14 protein-coding genes are annotated in these 20,036 nt (G+C 41.7%); 12 read left to right on the top strand and 2 right to left on the bottom strand.

Translation table 11 applies throughout. The features are described from left to right. Nucleotides 1-21: 21 nt before the first annotated feature. Nucleotides 22-222, top strand: a complete 201-nt coding sequence (locus HMPREF1532_RS02915) for a hypothetical protein (protein WP_025819226.1) — start codon at nt 22-24, stop codon at nt 220-222. A gap of 332 nt (nt 223-554) precedes the next feature. Here HMPREF1532_RS02915 and HMPREF1532_RS02910 read toward each other — a convergent pair whose 3' ends face one another. Then, nucleotides 555-1,322, bottom strand: a complete 768-nt coding sequence (locus HMPREF1532_RS02910) for a metallophosphoesterase (RefSeq protein ID WP_005924548.1) — start codon at nt 1,320-1,322, stop codon at nt 555-557. Between the two features lies 1 nt (nt 1,323). Beyond that, a complete protein-coding gene (locus HMPREF1532_RS02905) occupies nt 1,324-1,902 on the bottom strand; it encodes a metallophosphoesterase (protein ID WP_005924546.1) in 579 nt (192 codons plus the stop codon). A gap of 508 nt (nt 1,903-2,410) precedes the next feature. On the opposite strand from HMPREF1532_RS02905, the gene HMPREF1532_RS02900 reads away from it, so the two are divergent. The 11 genes from HMPREF1532_RS02900 to HMPREF1532_RS02850 all read left to right on the top strand — a co-directional run bounded on the left by HMPREF1532_RS02900 (nt 2,411) and on the right by HMPREF1532_RS02850 (nt 20,036). Further along, complete coding sequence (locus tag HMPREF1532_RS02900; protein WP_025819225.1) at nt 2,411-2,617, top strand: helix-turn-helix transcriptional regulator; 207 nt, start codon at nt 2,411-2,413, stop codon at nt 2,615-2,617. A gap of 4 nt (nt 2,618-2,621) precedes the next feature. Next, nucleotides 2,622-5,894: a helicase-related protein gene (locus HMPREF1532_RS02895; protein WP_005924542.1), complete on the top strand. Its 3,273-nt coding sequence runs from the start codon at nt 2,622-2,624 to the stop codon at nt 5,892-5,894. Continuing rightward, complete coding sequence (locus HMPREF1532_RS02890) at nt 5,891-6,700, top strand: abortive infection family protein (RefSeq protein WP_005924540.1); 810 nt, start codon at nt 5,891-5,893, stop codon at nt 6,698-6,700. The genes HMPREF1532_RS02895 and HMPREF1532_RS02890 overlap by 4 nt, the downstream gene beginning before the upstream one ends. Nucleotides 6,701-6,710: 10 nt before the next feature. After that, entirely contained in the window at nt 6,711-7,394 is a 684-nt protein-coding gene (locus HMPREF1532_RS02885) for a DUF4391 domain-containing protein (RefSeq protein ID WP_005924538.1), read from the top strand. Nucleotides 7,395-7,406: 12 nt separating this feature from the next. After that, complete coding sequence (locus HMPREF1532_RS02880; protein WP_005924535.1) at nt 7,407-9,311, top strand: site-specific DNA-methyltransferase; 1,905 nt, start codon at nt 7,407-7,409, stop codon at nt 9,309-9,311. A 16-nt stretch (nt 9,312-9,327) separates the two neighbouring features. Continuing rightward, nucleotides 9,328-10,365 carry a PDDEXK nuclease domain-containing protein gene (locus tag HMPREF1532_RS02875; RefSeq protein ID WP_005924532.1) on the top strand — a complete coding sequence of 346 codons (1,038 nt, stop codon included), beginning with the start codon at nt 9,328-9,330 and terminating at the stop codon, nt 10,363-10,365. Between the two features lie 6 nt (nt 10,366-10,371). Next, nucleotides 10,372-13,416: a type III restriction-modification system endonuclease gene (locus HMPREF1532_RS02870; RefSeq protein WP_005924530.1), complete on the top strand. Its 3,045-nt coding sequence runs from the start codon at nt 10,372-10,374 to the stop codon at nt 13,414-13,416. Nucleotides 13,417-13,470: 54 nt separating this feature from the next. Further along, complete coding sequence (locus HMPREF1532_RS02865; RefSeq protein WP_005924527.1) at nt 13,471-14,265, top strand: HNH endonuclease; 795 nt, start codon at nt 13,471-13,473, stop codon at nt 14,263-14,265. Between the two features lie 12 nt (nt 14,266-14,277). Then, nucleotides 14,278-16,989 (top strand): AAA domain-containing protein, encoded by a 2,712-nt coding sequence (locus HMPREF1532_RS02860; RefSeq protein WP_005924524.1) that lies wholly within the window; start codon nt 14,278-14,280, stop codon nt 16,987-16,989. 3 nt (nt 16,990-16,992) lie between these two features. After that, nucleotides 16,993-18,813, top strand: coding sequence for a GmrSD restriction endonuclease domain-containing protein (locus HMPREF1532_RS02855; protein WP_005924521.1), 1,821 nt, complete (start codon nt 16,993-16,995; stop codon nt 18,811-18,813). 161 nt (nt 18,814-18,974) lie between these two features. Next, the gene (locus tag HMPREF1532_RS02850; RefSeq protein WP_005924518.1) at nt 18,975-20,036 is read left to right on the top strand and encodes a Fic family protein; all 1,062 of its coding nucleotides are present in this window, start codon (nt 18,975-18,977) and stop codon (nt 20,034-20,036) included.

The following is a 20,036-nucleotide window of genomic DNA, read 5'->3' as shown; positions in this document are numbered from 1 at the left end:
TGAGGTGTATTAGTGAAAAGTATGGAATATATTGCATCGCATTTTGTCGGTGGTGATGTTCGTGGTTATTCAGCTGATTGTTTCCCAAAGGTTGAAGATGATGTAGTGTATTATAACGGTGCTGGCCAAAAGAAAAAATCGTTTGCTTGTCGAATGTTTTTCTTTCTCCCTCTTTTTGACTTTACTTTAATGGACGTATATATGAATACGAGGATAAAGTAAAGTCGTTTTTCTTTTGGTCGGCAAAATAGTTTTATCGAATTCTATGAAATAATAGTTTATAATTGAACTATTATTAGTGTTTTTGCTCCCGAGAAGTTTAAAATGTGGCTGTTATGGAAGATGTTTATTCGCTCTCCGATGTCACTGCCAATAAAATAAATTTTGATCTTTTATTGGTTTCCGCAAAAGTGCCTCTTTCGTTTTTTAGGTCAATGAACTTTAATAGAAAATCCTAAGCTACAACATATCATATAATATAGAAAAAGATGCTTTTTCATTTACTATATGATACATTGAGGCTTAAAAACAGATACTTGGCAGGTCTATGCTTGTCACAAGGTAAGGTTCTTGCCCGGTTCAAAACCATTGGTGATATGTTCATTTTGACAAACATATCCCATTTGATTGCAAACGACCTTTGTTCCGTTTATTTCAGCATCGATGTTAGTGTGCGAGTGCCCATAAATCCAAGCGTCAATGCGACTGTCAGCTATAAGCTTGCTCAAATTGGTAGCAAATGCGCTATTCAGCACTGAACCCTTATGATGAGGGGCAACCACTTCCAATGTGGGAAGATGATGTGTTACCACCACAATGTGTTTTGCGGTGCTTTCTGCCAGACTTTTCTTGATGAAATCCAAGCAGAAAATATGCATTTGATTAAATTCTTCTGTTTGGAGCAATTTATCATTATACTTTATCTGCCGGAAGTCGTTCATGCCTTTCCACACAAAATATTCGTCAGCTGGTGAGATTTGAGACCACAAAGTGCTCATGATAAAATCTGTATCATCAATCCGTATCACCTGATTCTGATAATACCCTACATTTTCCTTGAATAACCAATTCCATTGCAACCCCTTATCCATCGCGTCACAATAATTGTAATACTCGTGGTTTCCGGGCACGATGAGTACCTGACGATAATTAGCAGAAGCCCATTCCCAGAAATTATTCAAAGGTACAATCTTGTTCTTCAAGTAAAATATATCTCCGGCAAGAACCAAAATATCACCCGTTACAGGTAATTCATTATGTTTTAACCACCTGCTGTTATCACTGAACTCCAAATGCAGGTCGCTCATGTATTGTATCTTCATCTTACTGTCCTCCTTTTTCAATCTGTTTGGATATAATTCTCTTAACCTGCTCAAATGATACAGGTGTAAAGTTGTTGTTATCAACTCCGACGTCGTATTGAGTCGGGTAGAGATACTGAAGCCTGGCAGCGTCAATGCCGGTGTTATTTTTCCTTGTGTGAACGTGACCGAACAATTGCCACACATCTTTGTATCCGCCATCAAAACATAGAAAAGGATAGTGGTTCAAATATATCCTTTGCTTGCCTACCTCTATGTGCATCTGCATTGCCACATGTTCAAATCTGTCAATGTATCCTTGGCGTATATTTTTCAAATCGTGGTTGCCCATAATCAGATATATCCTGCCGTTCAATCTGTCAAGCATTTTAGTCCATTCAGCTGAACCGCCAAGGCAAAAATCGCCCAAGTGAAAAACAATATCATCCTGTCCGATTGTATTATTCCAGTTGGAGATGATAGTTTCATTCATCATTTCCACATCCTTAAACGGTCTGTTGCAGAAACGAATGATATTCCCGTGATAAAAGTGGGTATCAGATGTAAAGAACACCTTGTTGCCATCAAATTTATAGTTCATTTCTTTTCAATTTATGTGTGCATCACTGCACATTAATAATCTGGTTACTTATAGCCCATTAGACGGAAAAGGCAGAAGAGCATCACAAAGGCGACTGTCGCAAATGGGCATAAAAACAAAATAGTTGGAGGTTTGGTAAGGACTCTCCAACTATTCAGTTTATATTCTCACTCAAAGTACAAAAGTGTACTCGCTATGTTCGTTGGAAAGTATTTACTATACGAGGTTCGATGCGTGAAACATGAACACTCGACACAGATTCAGTGCGTTTATTGCTCTGAATTGTGGTTGTTATTGATAATATGTTCATTCTGTTTCTCTGCATTGTTAGTGTTTTTATTCTCTCAAAAGCAATGCAAAATTAGCAAATAAATCCCATACTACCATTACTTTCCACTAAGTTTTTTGCCATACACCACATATATCGGATTTAATTTCCTTTATTATGCTCATAATTCAAATAAAATGTGTAACTTTGCATTTGACGCAATCTATAATTGAATACAATATGGCGAATTTGAATTGTATAAAGGCTGTTTTAGCTGAAAAGGGGATTATGAGTAAGTGGCTTGCCAAAACTTTGAAGAAAGATCCGGCAACGGTATCAAAGTGGTGCAACAATCATTCACAACCCGATTTATACACATTGGCACGGATAGCAGAAGTTTTGGATGTGGATATACACAAATTGATTTGTCATACAAAAGAAGAATAGAGGAATGGAACAACCTAAGTTGATAAACAACATAAGCGAGCGTGTTGTGGATGACCTCAAAGGACGGTTATCCAAAGGGGCTTGTGTGTCTATTGCTGCGGCTTCATTCTCCATTTATGCCTACGAAGCATTGAAAGAAGAACTGGAGCAGGTGGAGCAATTGCGTTTCATTTTTACGTCTCCTACTTTCATCAAGGATAAATCAAAGAAAGAGAAACGAGAGTTTTTCATCCCTAAACTTAACCGAGAGCGCAATTTGTATGGTACGGACTTTGAAATTCGTCTGCGTAACCAGTTGTCACAGAAAGCCATTGCCAAAGAATGTGCCGACTGGATTCGCAGGAAAGTGCAGTTTCGTTCCAATGCTTCGCAAGAACAGATGGGTGGATTTATGCACGTCAACAACGAAACTCAACAGGTTTATCTCCCGTTCAATGAGTTTACCACCACACAATTGGGCTGTGAGCGTGGTGCCAATGTATATAATGTAGTCAATGTATTGCCTTCACCAACAGCAAGTGCCTACTTGGATATTTTCAATGAGCAGTGGAACAATGATGAGAAGTTTGAGGATGTAACGAAGCGTATATTGGAGTACATAGACACTGTATATCAGGAAAACGCTCCAGAATACATCTACTTCATCGCACTTTATAATATCTTCAACGAGTTCTTGGAAGACATCAGCGAAGATGTGCTACCCAATGAGCGCACGGGCTTCAAGACCAGTGTCATTTGGAATAAGCTCTACAACTTTCAACGTGATGCTGCGCTGGCTATCATTAACAAGTTGGAAAAATACAATGGTTGCATCCTTGCCGATTCAGTAGGTTTGGGCAAGACCTTTACTGCGTTGGCGGTCATCAAGTATTACGAGAATCGCAACAAGTCGGTGCTGGTGCTTTGCCCGAAGAAGTTGAATGACAACTGGCAGACTTTCCGTGCCAATTACAAGAACAATCCCGTAGCTGCCGATCGGCTAAGGTATGACATCCTCTTCCACTCCGACCTTTCACGCGACCGTGGTTTGAGTAATGGTCTCGACTTGGAACATGTGAATTGGGGAAACTATGACTTGATTGTGATTGACGAGAGCCATAATTTCCGCAATGGCGGTAATGTGGACGAAGAGGATGAGGCGAATTTTGATACGCTCGTAGAAACAGACCGCCACAAGGAGAACCGTTATCAGCGGTTGATGTGGCGTGTTATTCGTCAAGGTGTGAAGACGAAAGTGCTCATGCTCTCAGCAACTCCGGTCAATAATCGGTTCGGTGATTTGAAGAACCAGTTACAACTGGCATACGAGGGGCGTGTGGAGAATATCAATGAAGCCCTTGAACTTGACCGTGACATTGACGACATATTCAAGTCTGCTCAAACTGCCTATAATCGTTGGGCTAAGTTGGAGCCAAACGAACGGACTACGGAACGATTGCTGTCAAGTCTTCAGTTTGACTTTTTTCAGATGCTCGATGCCGTGACCATCGCACGTAGTCGTAGCCATATTATCAAGTATTACGACACGAAGGATATTGGCGAGTTTCCCAAGCGGCTTGCTCCCTTGTCTCGCCGTCCGCGCTTGACGGACTTGGGCGATGCCATCAATTTCAAAGATATTGCTGAACAGCTCAATGCCCTGAATCTTTCCATATACACCCCTTCGCTCTATCTCTTCGATTGTGCCCGTAGCGGTTACAGTATCGACTACGATGGTGAAGGCCTGTCTATTGACGGTCGTGAGAAAGGCTTGCGCAAACTCATGGCCACCAACCTGTTGAAACGTCTGGAAAGTTCGGTCAATTCTTTCCGACTGACGCTTAACCGCATCCATGAGTACATTCGGCAGACAATGGAACTGATAGATGCATACGACAAGAAACATTCCGGTGCAACCATTGATGTATCTTCTTTCACTGATGATATGGATTCATCCGAAGGCGACACCGACCCATTTGCTACCAAGAAGTCGAAGATTTCATTGGCTGACATGGACTATGTGAGTTGGCGACGCGATCTTGAAGCCGATTTTGAACAGTTAGACCTGCTCTTGCTGATGTTGAAGGATATTACGCCCGAACATGACAGCAAGTTGCAGATGCTTATCGAGGATTTGAAACATAAGTTCAGCAACCCGATAAATGGAGAAAACAAGAAAGTGCTTATATTTACGGCATTTGCCGACACAGCCAATTATCTCTATGAGCAGTTGTCCACGAAGATAAAGGAAACTTGCGGACTTGATACGGCTCTTATTACCGGCTCTACCGATGGCAGATGCACATTGCCGAAGTTTCCTATGTCGTTCAATAATGTGCTGACTTATTTTTCACCTTTGTCGAAAGACCGTGCAGCCCTCTTTCCCAATGCCACGGATGAGATTGATGTACTTATAGCTACTGATTGTATCAGCGAAGGCCAAAACTTGCAGGATTGCGACTACCTCATCAATTACGACATCCATTGGAATCCTGTACGCATCATCCAGCGTTTCGGGCGTATCGACCGTATCGGTAGCCGGAACAAACAAATCCAGCTTGTCAACTACTGGCCGGATATGGAACTTGACGACTATATTCAACTCAAAGGGCGGGTAGAAAGTCGAATGAAAGCTACTATCCTTACCGCAGCAGGTACCGGTAATCCGCTTTCTATGGGCGAAGAAGCCGATTTGGAATATCGCCTTGGACAACTAAAGAAGTTGCAGAATGAAGTGGTGGATATTGAAGATATGGACACCGGTATCAATATCATGGATTTGGGACTGAACGAGTTCCGGCTTGACCTCCTGCAATATGTCAGGGAACATCCGGATATTGAACATGCACCTTTCGGATTGAATGCGGTGGTAGCCGGTTTCGAATTGGCGAAGCCGGGCGTAATGTTTGTGCTGAAGAACCGCAACAATGCTGTTAATATTGACCGTAAGAATCAACTGCATCCGTTCTATATGGTCTATCTAGCCGATGACGGTGATGTAATTTGCGACCATCTGCACCCTAAACAACTGCTCGACATCATGCGTGCGCTCTGTAAAAATCAAAACGATTATGACCGTGCGCTCTGTGCTGCAGTCAACCGTGAAACGCATGACGGCCGCCGCATGACCAAGTACAACACGTTGCTCCAAACAGCTATTGACAGCATCGTAAGTATTAAGGAAGAGACTGACATTGAGAGCCTTTTCTCTGTGGGTGAGACAACTGCCTTGCAGGGAGAAATCAAAGGGCTGGACGACTTTGAGTTAATCACGTTCTTAATAATTAAAGAAAAATGAGAATATCAGATATAGAAATAGGTACAATAATCAACTTCTTAAATGAAGATGGTTATGTTTTGGATTTTACCACAGCTGGTTTCAACTCTTTTACATTTCAAAGCATTGGCATACCTCTTTGTGAGAAATATAAGAAGTCCAAAGGAAGATCCCTTATAGCCTATATTAGCGATGCAAAATATGAAGATAAAATAAAGTTACTTAGCGATTTAATCAGGCACTACGAACTTTCTTCAATGAAGGAACATGATGAGGAAAACCGCAAAGAACGTGCTATTGCTTATAAGAAGTGCCGTGGCATACTTGATAAAGCAGGTGGTACAATGGTTATGACCGCTACGGCTAAAACTTTAAAAGAAGCTTTTGACAGCGATTACATATCAGCTCAAATTGATTTGATGCTCAATCTGAAGGATGAAAATCCAACAGAAGCAATTGGTAAGGCTAAAGAACTAATTGAAAGTTGTTGTAAAACAATACTTGAACTTGAAGGTTGTACTGTTGATAAAGATTGGGAAGTTCCACGTCTTGTTGATGAAACTTTCAAACACTTTCATCTGATGCCTAAAAACATTCCTGATGATGTTAAAGGAGCTAAGTCTATAAAGGCAATTCTCGGTAATCTTAAAGCTATTGCACAAGGCGTTGCAGAACTGAGAAATCTGTATGGTAGTGGACATGGCAAGTCCAGCTCATATAAAGGGCTTGAATCTCGTCATGCTAGTTTAGCGATTGGAAGTAGTACAACTCTCGTGCGCTTTTTATGGGATTCGTATGAACGGCATCATAATAATGAGGTTAATTAGATGAGACAAAATGGACAATACACTTAACTTCCCCACCTCCACGCACGTGGACAGATTGGTGCCCAAGACAGCTTTCTACAAGCATTTGGAGATTAACACCCGCTTGAAGACGCGATTTGTGGAAGATGTGGAACGCATACAATGGCTCTATAAGTTGACTCCATCCACCATGAATGTGGACGAGGGTAAGGCGGTGCATGAAATTGTGGTGTTCTTGGTGACGCTCAAAGTGGAAGATACGCCGGATGATGTGTTTCTTGCTATCGACCGCCAGATGCCGCGCCATGTGGTGTTTGTGCTGCAATATGCCAATCGTGGTAGATTGTTGCTCAACTACAAGGAATGGGCAGATGCGGACAAAACACGATTCAATATTTTGAAGACCTTCCGCATGGAATGGATGCCATTGACAGAGGTAAAGTTGGAACTGGCAGGTTCGTCACTGGATAATATCTACGAAGCGTTTGCTGGTCAGATTTCCGGATTCGGTACTACCAACGCTACCGATACGAAGCAGATTATGGCATTGCAAGATGAATTGTCCCGTAAACGACGGACAGCGGAAGCCTTGCAGAAGCGTGTACGGAATGAAAGGCAGTTTGCCAAACAGATGGAACTCAACAGCGAGGCTCGTACCTTGAAGCGTGAGATTGCCAAGCTGGAAGAGGCTTTAAAAACATTAGAAAACAATTAAGAAACAACATATATGGCTGACATATTAAAACATTTGGACTTGAACTCCGCAGACGGAACGCAACTCAATCTTGATGCGCTCTATCAGATTGCACCTTCGGCATTTACCGAAGTACGTGATGACAAGACGGGTGAAATCTCTCGAAAGGTAAACTTCGAGGTGCTTCGCCGATTGCTTGGCGACCATGCCACAGATGGCGATGGCGAGATGTATCAGTTTACATGGGTCGGTAAGAACGCTGCTCGTGCGGAAGCTGCCAAACCAACCGATAAGACCTTGCGCCCGGTGATGGAAGATTCCGTGGATTGGGACAACACAAAGAATATCTATATCGAAGGTGATAATCTTGAAGTGCTCAAACTCCTGCAACGCTCGTATATGGGTAAGGTGAAAATGATTTATATCGACCCGCCTTATAATACGGGCAATGACTTTGTCTATCACGATGACTTTGCCCGCACCGCAGCCGAGGAGGATATCGAAGCCGGCAATGTGGACGAATTGGGCTATCGCTTCCGTAAGAATACCGATACGAATGGTAAGTTTCATTCGGATTGGTGTTCAATGATTTATGCGCGTTTATTGGTGGCTCGTTCTCTATTGACGGAGGATGGAGTTGTCTTTATTTCGATTGATGATAATGAGGTGCGCAATCTGAGAAATATTTGCGACGAAGTATTTGGGGAACATAATTTTGTAGCACAATTAGTGTGGGAAAGAGCTTACTCACCCAAAAATGACGCAAAATACATCTCAAATAGCCATGATTATATTTTGATGTTTGCCAAACAAATAGAAGACTTTACGATTGGACGATTAGAGAGAACAGAAGAAGCTAATGCTCGTTATTCTAATCCAGACAATGATCCACGAGGTGTTTGGAAACCAAGTGATATGTCTGTCAAGACATATAATGCAGCATGTGACTATCCCATCACGACCCCTTCGGGGAAGATCGTAGAGCCTCCAGCAGGACGCTGCTGGAGTCTCTCGAAGAACGCGTTCTTCGAGAGACTCCGCGACAACCGAATTTCATTCGGTGTCGATGGCAATAGCGTACCATGTATCAAAAGGTTTTTATCTGAACTTAAGTTTGATGGTATGGCTCCAACATCTATACTTTTTTATAAAGAAGTTGGGCATAGTCAAGAAGGTGCAAAAGAAGTAGTATCTCTTTTTGGGGATAAAGGTGTATTTGACGGACCAAAGCCTGTAAGATTGCTTCAACGTCTTATTACTTTGGCCAATTTGAAAGAAGACTCTATCGTATTGGACTTCTTTTCAGGTTCGGCAAGTACCGCTCATGCCTTGATGAAGACTAATTCAGATAAGGACACTGATTGTCGATTTATTATGGTTCAATTACCTGAAGAAGTAAGTGATACAAAAAAAGACCAAGGTTATAAAAATATCTGCGAAATAGGAAAAGAACGCATCCGTCGTGCCGGTGCAAAAATCAAAGCTGATTTTCCGCTTACTACACAAAATCTCGACACCGGCTTCCGTGTCTATCGCCTCGATGAAAGCAACTACGAGAAAGTATCAATTTCGCCCAAGGAATACAAACAAGACCAGCTCGACCTCTTTGCTAACAATATCAAGGCTGACCGTACCGATCTCGACCTGCTCTATGGTTCAATGTTGGCATGGGGTGTTCGCTTGGACTTACCTTTGCAGACAGAAACCGTGGATGGCTGCACTATCTACATCGTCAATGAAGGCGACCTCGTGGCTTGCTTCTCCGAAGGCATTACCGATAAGGTAGTAGCTGCGATGGCCGAAAAGAGTCCCTTGCGTGTACTCTTCCGTGATGCTTGCTTTAAGGAAGATGCTCAGAAAATCAACATTTATGAGCAATTCAAGCAAGCCTTGGATTGGGCGGATAATGATGCGTTTAATAATATCAGAGTAATATAATAAAACGACATTTTCAATGGAAAAGAATATCATCATACAGCATCCTAAAGAAGGCGATTCTGAATATGTGAAACTTGTCTCACATATTTCAGAACTTTGGAATGATGCTCGTGGTAAAGCTATCAAGGCAGTGAACCATTCGTTACTGATGGCGAATTGGGCGACAGGACAATATATTATAGAATTTGAGCAAAAAGGTAACGCCAAAGCTCGCTATGGAGACCGCCTATTAGTGAACCTCTCCAAGGACTTGACACGGTTGAGAGGCAGGGGGTTCAGTCGCTCCAACTTAACATACATGCGTATGTTTTACCTCAAGTTTCCAAAATGTGAGACAGTGTCTCACATTTTGACGTGGAGTCATTACTTTGAGTTGTTGAAGTGCGAAGATCCGTTGGAAATGCAATTCTATATGACCGAAGCTATCAAGGAAGGTTGGAAAGTGCGGGAATTGAAAAGACAGATGAACAGTTCTTTGTATGAACGGCTTGCACTGAGCACGGATAAGGCAGGAATACTGGCTTTGGCAAACGAGGGGCACATAGTTCAAAAGCCGGAGGACATCATTAAAGACCCTTACGTGCTTGAATTTACCGGTCTGCCTGTTCGCAAGAGATACAAAGAAAGTGAGTTGGAAACAGCTCTGAAAGCAAATATGGAAACTTTCCTGCTGGAGTTAGGTAGAGGTTTTGCTTTCATTGGTCGTCAATATGTCATACCTATTGGGAGTCGTAGATTTAAGGTAGATATGGTGTTCTATCATGCCATACTGAAATGCTATGTGCTGATAGACTTGAAACGTGCTGAAATCAAACACGGAGACATCGGGCAGATGAATCTATATCTGAACTACTTTAAGGCAGAAATTTGCCAACCAGACGACAATCCACCTATTGGAATCGTATTGGGCGCAAAGAAAGACGAACTCTTGATGGAATATGCGCTTGAAGGCATCAGCAATCAGTTGTTTGCTGCACGTTATCAATTATACTTACCTAAGAAAGAAGAGCTGCAGGCACAATTAAATAACATCATAGATGGTATGGAGGAATAGTAGCTTATGAGAATCAAATATAAACATCAGCGATTTCAAGCTGAAGCCACCAAATGCGTGAGCGACGTGTTTCAGGGACAACCCAAGCATGACGGTAGCCGCACTTTCTTGAACAAGTTTGGTGCGCTCAACTTCGACAGTTTCGGCAATCTGCCCCTTGTGCTTGACAATGAGAGCATTTGCGAGAATGTGCGTGGCATACAGATGGCAGAAGGATTGAAGCCCGTGGAACATCTGGAGGGCGACGGACGTACCTTTACCATCGAGATGGAAACAGGTACGGGTAAGACCTATACCTACATTAAGACCATGTACGAGTTGAACGCTCGCTATGGCTGGTCGAAATTTGTGATTGTAGTGCCAAGTATTGCCATCCGCGAAGGCGTGTTCAAGAGTTTTGAGAGTATGGAAGAACATTTTGCCGAAGAGTACGGCAAGCGTATGCAGTACTTCATATATAACTCCAAGCAGCTTGCCAAAATTGATGCCTTTGCCTCGGACAACAGCATCCATGTGATGATAATCAACACACAGGCTTTTAATGCCTCGCTCAACGAAGATAAAAACAAGGAAGGGCGTGCCGGTGATGCAGCCGCCCGTATCATCTTCTCACGCCGTGATGAGTTTGGCTCGCGAAAGCCGATTGACATCTTGGCAAAGACGAATCCCATCCTAATCATTGACGAGCCGCAAAGCGTGTTGGGTACGGACAAAGGCAATGCCACACGAAAAGGTATCAAACTGTTTAATCCACTCTTTACCTTGCTATACAGTGCCACACATCGTGAGATATTCAACCAAGTATATCGCCTCGATGCCATCGACGCTTACAACAAGAAGTTGGTCAAGAAGATAGAAGTGCGCAGTGTGCATCAAGTGGGTTCTACAGCCACCAATGGCTATGTTTATCTGGATGAAATCGTCATAAGCAAAGGTAATCCACAAGCTCGATTGGGCTTCGATGTCAAGACAACCAGTGGCCCACGTCAGACCATTCACTTGGTCGGTGAAGGATTCGACCTCAAAGAACAAAGCGGCGGTTTGCAGGAGTATGCCGACAATTTCAAAGTGGAGCGCATAGACGGACTGACCAATACCGTGCATTTCCTCAACGGACTCACGCTTCATCCCGGTGAGGTGGTGGGCAGCGTGAACGAGGACATTCTCCGCCGCAACCAGATACGAGAAACCATCAAAACTCACTTGGAGCGTGAACGCCAACTTTTCGCTCGCGGTATCAAAGTGCTGTCATTGTTCTTTATCGACCACGTGGATAGCTACCGCATCTACGATAAAGACAACGTGGAAAAGGGTAAGTTCGCAAAGATGTTTGAAGAGGAGTACCAACGTGCCTTGCAGGAGTTTATGCCTACCTTTACGGATGCCGCCTACACACGCTTTCTTTCCGACCCGAGGAATGCACCCGAAAATATTCACGATGGTTACTTCTCTATCGATAAAAAAGGAAAGAGCGTGGAATCGAAGAATAAGGAAGGCGAAAATGAGGAACGTGGTTTCGACCTTATCATGAAGGATAAGGAGCGTTTGCTTAGCCAAAGTTGTCCCGTTCGCTTCATCTTCTCTCACTCGGCCTTAAAGGAAGGTTGGGACAATCCTAACGTGTTCCAGATTTGCACCCTGAAAGACACCTCCAACGAAATCAAGAAACGTCAGGAGGTGGGGCGTGGTATGCGCTTATGTGTTAACGACAAGGGAGAACGCCAAGATGCCGATGTATTAGGCGATCGTGTATTTGATACCAATATACTGACCGTTATCGCCAGCGAAAGCTATGACGACTTTGCCAAGAAACTGCAAACAGACATGGCGGAAGCCTGCGGCAACCGTCCGGTGGTTGTAACGCCTACGTTGTTTACCGACCAGCTAACGCAAACTGAGGACGGACATAACATAAAGATAACCACTGAGCAGGCTGTGGAAATCCACGAGGAACTGATTGGGCAGGGTTACATCAAAAAGGGTAAGTTGACGCAGATGTATTTTGATGAAAAGAAAGCTGGAACGCTCAGCTTTGGTGAAGTGGACAATCTACGCTCGTTTATCGTCAAGCAGTTGGATAAGGTATTCAATCCCGATGCGTTCAAACCAGCCAATGGTCGCAACAAGACGGAAGCTCATTTCGTGAAAGACAACTTCAACAAAAAAGAGTGGCAAGAGCTGTGGAAGCGTATCAATACACGTACCTACTATAACGTGAGTTTTGAAACGTATAAACTCATCAAGAGTGCCATTGACGCGCTCGACAAGCATCTGAATGTTACAGAAATCCGCATCGTAGTGGAGAGCGGCGGTATAGAAAGCATCCGTGATCGAGAGGAGTTGGAAGCCGGAGCTGCTATGAGCGCAGCCACAGTGAAGACTATCCGTGTGACGGAAGCCATTGGCGCAGAGGTAACGTATGACCTTGTGGGCGAACTGGTACAGGCTACGGGGCTTACTCGCCGTACTATTGTGGAAATGCTGAAAGGTATCAATCCTGCAACTTTCCATCAGTTCAAGCTCAACCCTGAGGAGTTTATCATTAAGGCTGGTCGCATTATCAATGACTGTAAGGCAATTTCCCTCATCCAACATATCCAATACGAAAAACGTACCGGTACTTTTGGCACAGACATCTTTGAGGAAGCTACACTGCGCGGTACGCTCGGTAGGGATGCCATCGAAAGCACCAAGTCGCTCTACGACCTTGTAGTAGTGGATAGCGAGGGCATCGAAAAGAGCTTTGCCGAATCACTGGAAGCCGAGGATGATGTGGTGGTATATAGCAAACTGCCGGGAGGTTTCTACATCAACACCCCAATGGGCAAATACAATCCCGACTGGGCTGTAGCTTTCCGGGAAGGCACTGTGAAGCACGTCTATTTCGTAGCGGAAACCAAAGGCAATGACATTGAGGTATCTCAGCTTCGTCATTCCGAGGATGTCAAGATAGAATGTGCCCGCCGCCACTTTGCAGCTATCAGTACTGGTGATGTGGTGTATAGTGTGGTGAAGACCTATCAGGATTTGTATAATGTTGTAACAAAGTAAATAGCATTTATCTTTAATTCCTTAATTGGAAGAATTTTGATTTTGAATTTTTAAATGAAGAAAATATTTGTAAATACTGGAGTGTGTATATTCTGTGGAAAGTCAGCACCAGAAGTAAAATTTGAGCACCGACCTCACATCCTACCCAAATCAATGGGTGGAGATGTTGTTGGTGTAGATATTTGTGATGATTGTAACAGTTACTTTGGTAATCCGGATTTTTTAATACCAGCTCCACCTAGATTTGCAGTTGAAGTTTGTGTAAAAGAAGTGATGAATATTTCACGCCATTTTTTCTTAAATCAAAGAAATAAAAAACAAAAGTTAAAATCATTACTATTTAATTATTATGAATCTAAAAGAACTCTCGTATACAAACAAAGGAATTGGCAAACCACAAAATTCCAGTTATTTTTTGCAAGACAATTTAAGCGAGGTATATTCGAGATATTTCTTCAAACTTACCATAATAAAACTGGCAATGGATTAGATTCAAGGTTTGATAACATTCGTAGATTTGCAAGATATAATGAAGGTGATGCAAAATTATTTTATATATTTAATAGAGGGATCTATTTGATTGGAGACTATATGCAACATCCAGTTTTTCCAATGACAGATAGTTGCATTAAAGAAATTGAGAAGTATGGTTTTTACACTCTACATCTTAATGGACATCTATTTCTTCTTGAAGTTATTGCTCAATCAAAAGAAAATAGAGATGCCTATATTAAAATGCAATACGAAGAGCATCATATAGGAGGTTTTATTTATGATAACATCCAAGAGGTTGTTTACATAGACCAAATAGATTTTACTCTTCGTACCCTATATGGGAAGAACTCTTGATAAGATACAAAAATGGACACAAGACAATACATGATAGTAGATTTAGAGAGACGTGGCGATAAGCGAATGTTTATCACCGAACAAGTCTCCTTTATCCGCGAGAACAAGAACGGTCTTTGGGCTGTTCGGTTCTCGTCATCTACTCGTGTGTTCAATTACAATAAAGCCCGTCTGTTATATTTTACCGATCCAGAAGCCGTAGATCTCAGCGAAAAAGGATTGTATATCAAGAATAAGCACATCAACAATGTGGCAGAAGTATTGCGGTTTTCTGACACTTGTCATACATTCTATCGAGTGACCTATCACAATGGTTACTATGAGAACTTTGAGGGAAATGATGTCTATATCACTCGTACTCCCATTGACAAAAATGGTGGCTCTACTTGGGAATATCTTCGTAAATTGGCTGCTGAAACAGGTCTGATAACAGAGGATGAAGATAACATCCTCTCTAAACAATATGACTTAGTAGATATAATGCGCGATAATGTGCCTTTGGCGCAATATCTTGGTAATAAGACGAAATTGGTAACTTATTATTTGCCCAAGCAGGTTTATTATCCATTTGGATGCAATGCCAGCCAAAAATCTGCGGTGGAGAAAGCATTGACACATCAGGTGAGTATCATACAAGGGCCTCCGGGAACAGGTAAGACACAAACGATTCTCAATATCATAGCAAACTTGCTTGTGGCAGGAAAAACTGTGCTTGTCGTATCGAACAACAATTCAGCCGTAGAAAATGTGGCAGAAAAATTGGAGAGCGAAGGACTTGGTTTTATCGTGGCCAAGCTCGGTAGTGCCAAGAATAAAGAGACGTTTATTGCCAATCAAGAGGGTTATCCTGATATGACAGATTGGAATATTGAGGACAAATCAACAATATATCAGTTGGCGAATGATTCTCTCCAGAACGTTTCTAAAGGATTTGACGGACAGTTACGTCAAGCTCAACTAAAGACGGAATATGATGCGTTGCTGAAAGAGAGCAAATATAATGCGCTATTAGGAACATACAATACAGATAACAACTGGCTTCATGGTAAACCATCTTCCAAACTGATGACTCTGCTCAACCTTTACCGAATGATGGTAGAGAAAGAGCATAAGCCCGGTTTTTGGTTTCGTTTGAAGTGGTCATTTGCTATGGGAATGAAGACATTCTCGTTCCTTAACGGTAAAGTTGCCGAAGTGATAGCTGGATTGGAAGAAGCCTACTATTTCTCTCGTAAGGCTGAAATCGAGCAAGAATTGGGCTTCATAACCCATACGCTTCAATCCATTGATATTAATCAGTCTGTAAAAGATCTGCGTTCCTCTTCCTTGCAAATTTTGAAGGATAAAATTACCAAACGATATGGAACCGTTGAAAGAAAAAGGTTCTCTATTAGAGACATCAAACCAAGAACCGATGAATTCTTGAAAGAATACCCTGTCGTACTTAGCACTACCTATTCCGCCAAGAGTTGCATCAATAAGGATATGGTTTTCGATTATGTAATCATGGATGAAGCGTCGCAAGTGGACATTAAAACCGGGGCATTGTCACTCTCGTGTGCGATGAATGCTGTGATTGTTGGCGATGATAAGCAATTGCCTAATGTAGTGAGCCGTGAAGAATCACTTGCACTAAATGCCATTCAGACAACATATAGTGTAGATAACAGATACAACGCTGTGACACATAGTTTTCTGCAATCATGTATAGAGGTATTCACGGAAGCCCCTGTCACGTTACTGCGTGAACACTACCGTTGCCATCCCAAGATTATTGAATTTTGCAATCAACGATTTTATAATGGAGAATTGGTGGCTATGACCACCGACAACGGTGAAGAGAATGTGTTGCAAGTAGTCCGTACAGCTAAAGGCAATCATGCGCGAGCACATTTTAATCAGCGAGAGATTGATGTCATCACCCAGGAAGTGATGCCAGAATGTAAGGATATGGATAGCGTTGGTATTATTACTCCATATCGTAATCAAGCGGAAGAAGTAAATAAGGTTTTAGGGCAAGATATAGCCAGCACGGTACATAAATACCAAGGTAGAGAGTGCGATACCATCATCATAAGCACAGTTGATAACGAACCAACGGAGTTTTCCGATGATGCCAACTTGCTCAATGTTGCTATATCACGTGCCAAGACTCGTTTGCGTATTGTGACTAATGGTAATGAGATGCCGAAAAAATCGAATCTAGCCCAACTCATTGCCTATGTACAATACAACAACTTTGAGGTTAAGGAAAGTAAACTCCACTCTGTGTTTGATTTGCTCTATAAGCAATACACCGTAGAGCGTTTGGCGCATGAAGCCACCCATCCTTCGGTATCGAACCATCTATCTGAAAACCTCGTTTATGAGGTTCTGGTAAAAGCTATTGCAGATTTGAATTTGATTAATGCGGAAGTATTATGTCATTATCCGCTCTCTCGACTAATTGGCGATTGGAATTTGCTTAGTGAAGAAGAAAAGGCTTTCGCAGAAAGTCCGTTTTCTCATGTGGATTTCCTTATCTACAATTCACTCACCAAGCAACCACTCCAAACGATTGAGGTTGATGGCTGGCATTTTCACCAGAAAAGCGATGTACAGAAATCACGAGATATCCTCAAAGATCAATTACTCACAAAGTTTGGTCTTTGTCCACATCGTATTTCTACCACAGATACGATGAATTTAGAAACAATAAAGAAAATCATAAATATAAAGGAATAGACTATGGCAGTAGAATCACATGATAAAAAACTTGACGACCTTCTGAAGATGGTTGAGGAAGGTAAGGCTCAATTGCCGGATTTTCAGCGTAGCTGGGTTTGGGATGATACGAAGATATGTAAACTTATCGAAAGCATTACATCTGGTTTCCCAATGGGAGCAGCTATGTTTTTGGCGAATGGTGGTGAGCATATTCGTTTTAAATATCGTAAGTTTGAAGGGGTGTATTCAACAAAAGAAGTTACACCTGAATGGCTTGTGCTTGATGGACAACAGAGGCTTACAACGTTGTATCAGGTTTTGAAGAGTAAGAATGCAACTAACACTCGACTGGAGACTAATAGGGATACAACAATAAAACGCTATTACTATCTTGATATTCGTAAATGTCTTAATCCTGAGGTTGACAGGTTGGAAGCGATAGTATCTGTATCCGAGAAGAAACAACGTACAACGGATATAGGTCGCACAGTAACTTTGGATTTATCCACAAGAGAAAAGGAATTTGAAAATTTGATGTTTCCATTGAACATTACGTTCTCTCATAACGATACAGAAGATTGGCACTATGATATGGAGGACTATTATAAAAATGATAAAGAATACCGCAATTTATTCCGTGACTTTTCACAACAAATACTTCGTCCTATTTTGGAGTATAATATGCCTGTAATTCAGCTTGATAAAGATACCCCAAAGGAAGCTGTCTGTCAGATTTTCGAGAATGTAAATACAGGAGGTGTACCTTTGACTGTTTTTGAACTTGTCACAGCAACTTTTGCTGCTGATGGTCACGAACTGAGAAAAGACTGGGAAATCATTCGCAATATGTTTGCGCAAAAAGTGAATGGCGAACTTCTAAAAGAAATTACTGGAGCCAATTTTTTGGCAGCAATGACTCTGTTGGTATCATATTATAAAAGAGTTGTTTCTGGTGATGATGAACGTGTGGCAGTTACGTGTAAGAAAAGAGATATTCTTAAACTTGAATTACAGGATTATCTGAAATACCACGGTGCTTTAGTTAAAGGTTTTTGCGATGCAGCGGATTTCTTGGTGCATCAGGGCATATTTCGTTCTATAGATCTACCTTACTCTTCGCAACTCATTCCTCTTGCAGCAATTTTTGCATACGATAATGAAAACAAAAGGATGCTACATCTTGGATGCAATCAAAGTTTATTATCTCGTTGGTATTGGTGTGGCGTGATGGGTGAATTATATGGTGGAGCCAATGAAGCCCGGTTTGCAACAGATATAATTGGAATATTTCGTTGGATGGAAGGAGGCGAAATGCCAGAAACTGTATATCGTTCCAGTATACAGCCCACTCGTTTATTGACAATGCAGACAAGAAACAGTGCTGCATACAAGGGGATTATGGCACTTATTCTTCAAGATTCACCTCTTGACTTTATGACAGGTCATCGTATGGATATAGCATCTTATATTGATGAGGATGCTGATATTCATCATATATTTCCTCAAACCTATTGTGAAAGAAAAAATCTTCCACGTATAAAATGGAATTCCGTTATAAATAAGACTCCAATATATGCTTCCTCCAACCGTTCAATTGGAGGACACGCACCAAGTATTTATATTGGTACTATGGCTAATAAAGGATTAATGCAAGTTCAAATTCAGGAAGCAATAGAATCTCATAAGATAAATTATGCTCATCTTGTATCAGATGATTTCAACGCTTACTTCGTTGATAGAGCAAAACAATTGCTTGATAGAATAGAAATAGCAACGGGTAAATCTGTATCAGGAAGAGATAGCGAAGAAACTATTCGTGAATTTGGGTTCAGTTTGATATAGAAAAATATGTATTTGTTATGAGCAAAACATCAACATATTTTATAATGATTGAGAGGTGTGGGCAGTTTAGGAAGAGGAAACTCCAATGGTAGTTTTCTGTGCTTAATGTTGACGGAGAGAGGGAATTGGCTTCGTATTATTACGAACAGGAATAATGATTTATGATAAATTTTGACGAATATATACAGCAAGGTGAGCCGGGACGAAAAGAAAAAGCTCAGGCATGGCAAACGGCTATCGGACTGCAAGATGTCGATGGGCTGAAAGTATCATCCTATCTGATAGAATCTGCCAGGAAGCATATCGAGGGCGAAATGTCTATTGATGAAGTACGACGGGATCTGAAAGAATATTATGAAACAAAGTCTGCACATGACGACCAAAGTGCCGAACAGGAAGAGGCAGACTGCGTATCTTCAAATATAGTCAAACTGTTAAATGAGAAGACTTTTTCGTTTTCTTTGGCAGGCCTGATGGCAATTCATCGTCGGGTATTTGAGGGCGTATTCAAGTTTGCCGGTCAGTTACGAACTGTGAATATCACTAAAAAGGAATGGATACTTGAAGGTGATACAGTGCGTTATGTGTCGGCAGATGAAATCCGTCAGACCATAGAATACGATCTGAGTCAGGAAAAACAGGTTGATTATACGCAACTTAGTATGGAGGCTGTTATTTTGCAGTTGGCAAAGTTTACTTCTGGAATATGGCAGATCCATCCGTTTCGGGAGGGTAATACCCGGACAACGGCAGTATTTGTTATCAAGTATCTCCGTTCGATGGGCTTTAATGTAACCAATGATTTATTTGCTGAAAAATCGTGGTATTTTCGTAATGCTCTTGTTCGTGCCAATTATCAGAACATCCCTAAAGGCATTGCATACGACAATTCCTTTTTAGTCTTGTTTTTCAGAAATTTGATTCTCGGTGAGCAAAATGAGCTTCATAACCGAGATATGCATATTTCTAAAATAGGGCTCAAAAGTGCAAGAGTAGAAGTTCCAAAGAGCAAAATTTGCACTTTGAATTACACTTTAGAAGAGAGTGCTGTATTGCGTTGCATTGAAGATAATCCCAAAATTACGCAGAAAGACATAGCAACAGCCATTGGCAAATCAGAACGCACAGTGAAAAATATCACATCCTGTCTTGTAGAAAAGGGCATCCTTATTCGTGTCAATGGTCGCCGTAACGGTTGGTGGCAGATAAAATGTGGTCAATAA

This window comes from Bacteroides salyersiae WAL 10018 = DSM 18765 = JCM 12988, assembly GCF_000381365.1.
Classification (GTDB): Bacteria; Bacteroidota; Bacteroidia; order Bacteroidales; family Bacteroidaceae; genus Bacteroides; species Bacteroides salyersiae.
This window is presented reverse-complemented; position numbering and strand designations above follow the sequence as displayed.

What these genes read in the sequence shown, in the direction of transcription:
- HMPREF1532_RS02915 (WP_025819226.1), top strand. Translation starts at nt 22, where the DNA reads ATGGAATATATTGCATCGCATTTTGTCGGTGGTGATGTTCGTGGTTAT.
- HMPREF1532_RS02910 (WP_005924548.1), bottom strand. Translation starts at nt 1,322, where the DNA reads ATGAAGATACAATACATGAGCGACCTGCATTTGGAGTTCAGTGATAAC.
- HMPREF1532_RS02905 (WP_005924546.1), bottom strand. Translation starts at nt 1,902, where the DNA reads ATGAACTATAAATTTGATGGCAACAAGGTGTTCTTTACATCTGATACC.
- HMPREF1532_RS02900 (WP_025819225.1), top strand. Translation starts at nt 2,411, where the DNA reads ATGGCGAATTTGAATTGTATAAAGGCTGTTTTAGCTGAAAAGGGGATT.
- HMPREF1532_RS02895 (WP_005924542.1), top strand. Translation starts at nt 2,622, where the DNA reads ATGGAACAACCTAAGTTGATAAACAACATAAGCGAGCGTGTTGTGGAT.
- HMPREF1532_RS02890 (WP_005924540.1), top strand. Translation starts at nt 5,891, where the DNA reads ATGAGAATATCAGATATAGAAATAGGTACAATAATCAACTTCTTAAAT.
- HMPREF1532_RS02885 (WP_005924538.1), top strand. Translation starts at nt 6,711, where the DNA reads ATGGACAATACACTTAACTTCCCCACCTCCACGCACGTGGACAGATTG.
- HMPREF1532_RS02880 (WP_005924535.1), top strand. Translation starts at nt 7,407, where the DNA reads ATGGCTGACATATTAAAACATTTGGACTTGAACTCCGCAGACGGAACG.
- HMPREF1532_RS02875 (WP_005924532.1), top strand. Translation starts at nt 9,328, where the DNA reads ATGGAAAAGAATATCATCATACAGCATCCTAAAGAAGGCGATTCTGAA.
- HMPREF1532_RS02870 (WP_005924530.1), top strand. Translation starts at nt 10,372, where the DNA reads ATGAGAATCAAATATAAACATCAGCGATTTCAAGCTGAAGCCACCAAA.
- HMPREF1532_RS02865 (WP_005924527.1), top strand. Translation starts at nt 13,471, where the DNA reads ATGAAGAAAATATTTGTAAATACTGGAGTGTGTATATTCTGTGGAAAG.
- HMPREF1532_RS02860 (WP_005924524.1), top strand. Translation starts at nt 14,278, where the DNA reads ATGGACACAAGACAATACATGATAGTAGATTTAGAGAGACGTGGCGAT.
- HMPREF1532_RS02855 (WP_005924521.1), top strand. Translation starts at nt 16,993, where the DNA reads ATGGCAGTAGAATCACATGATAAAAAACTTGACGACCTTCTGAAGATG.
- HMPREF1532_RS02850 (WP_005924518.1), top strand. Translation starts at nt 18,975, where the DNA reads ATGATAAATTTTGACGAATATATACAGCAAGGTGAGCCGGGACGAAAA.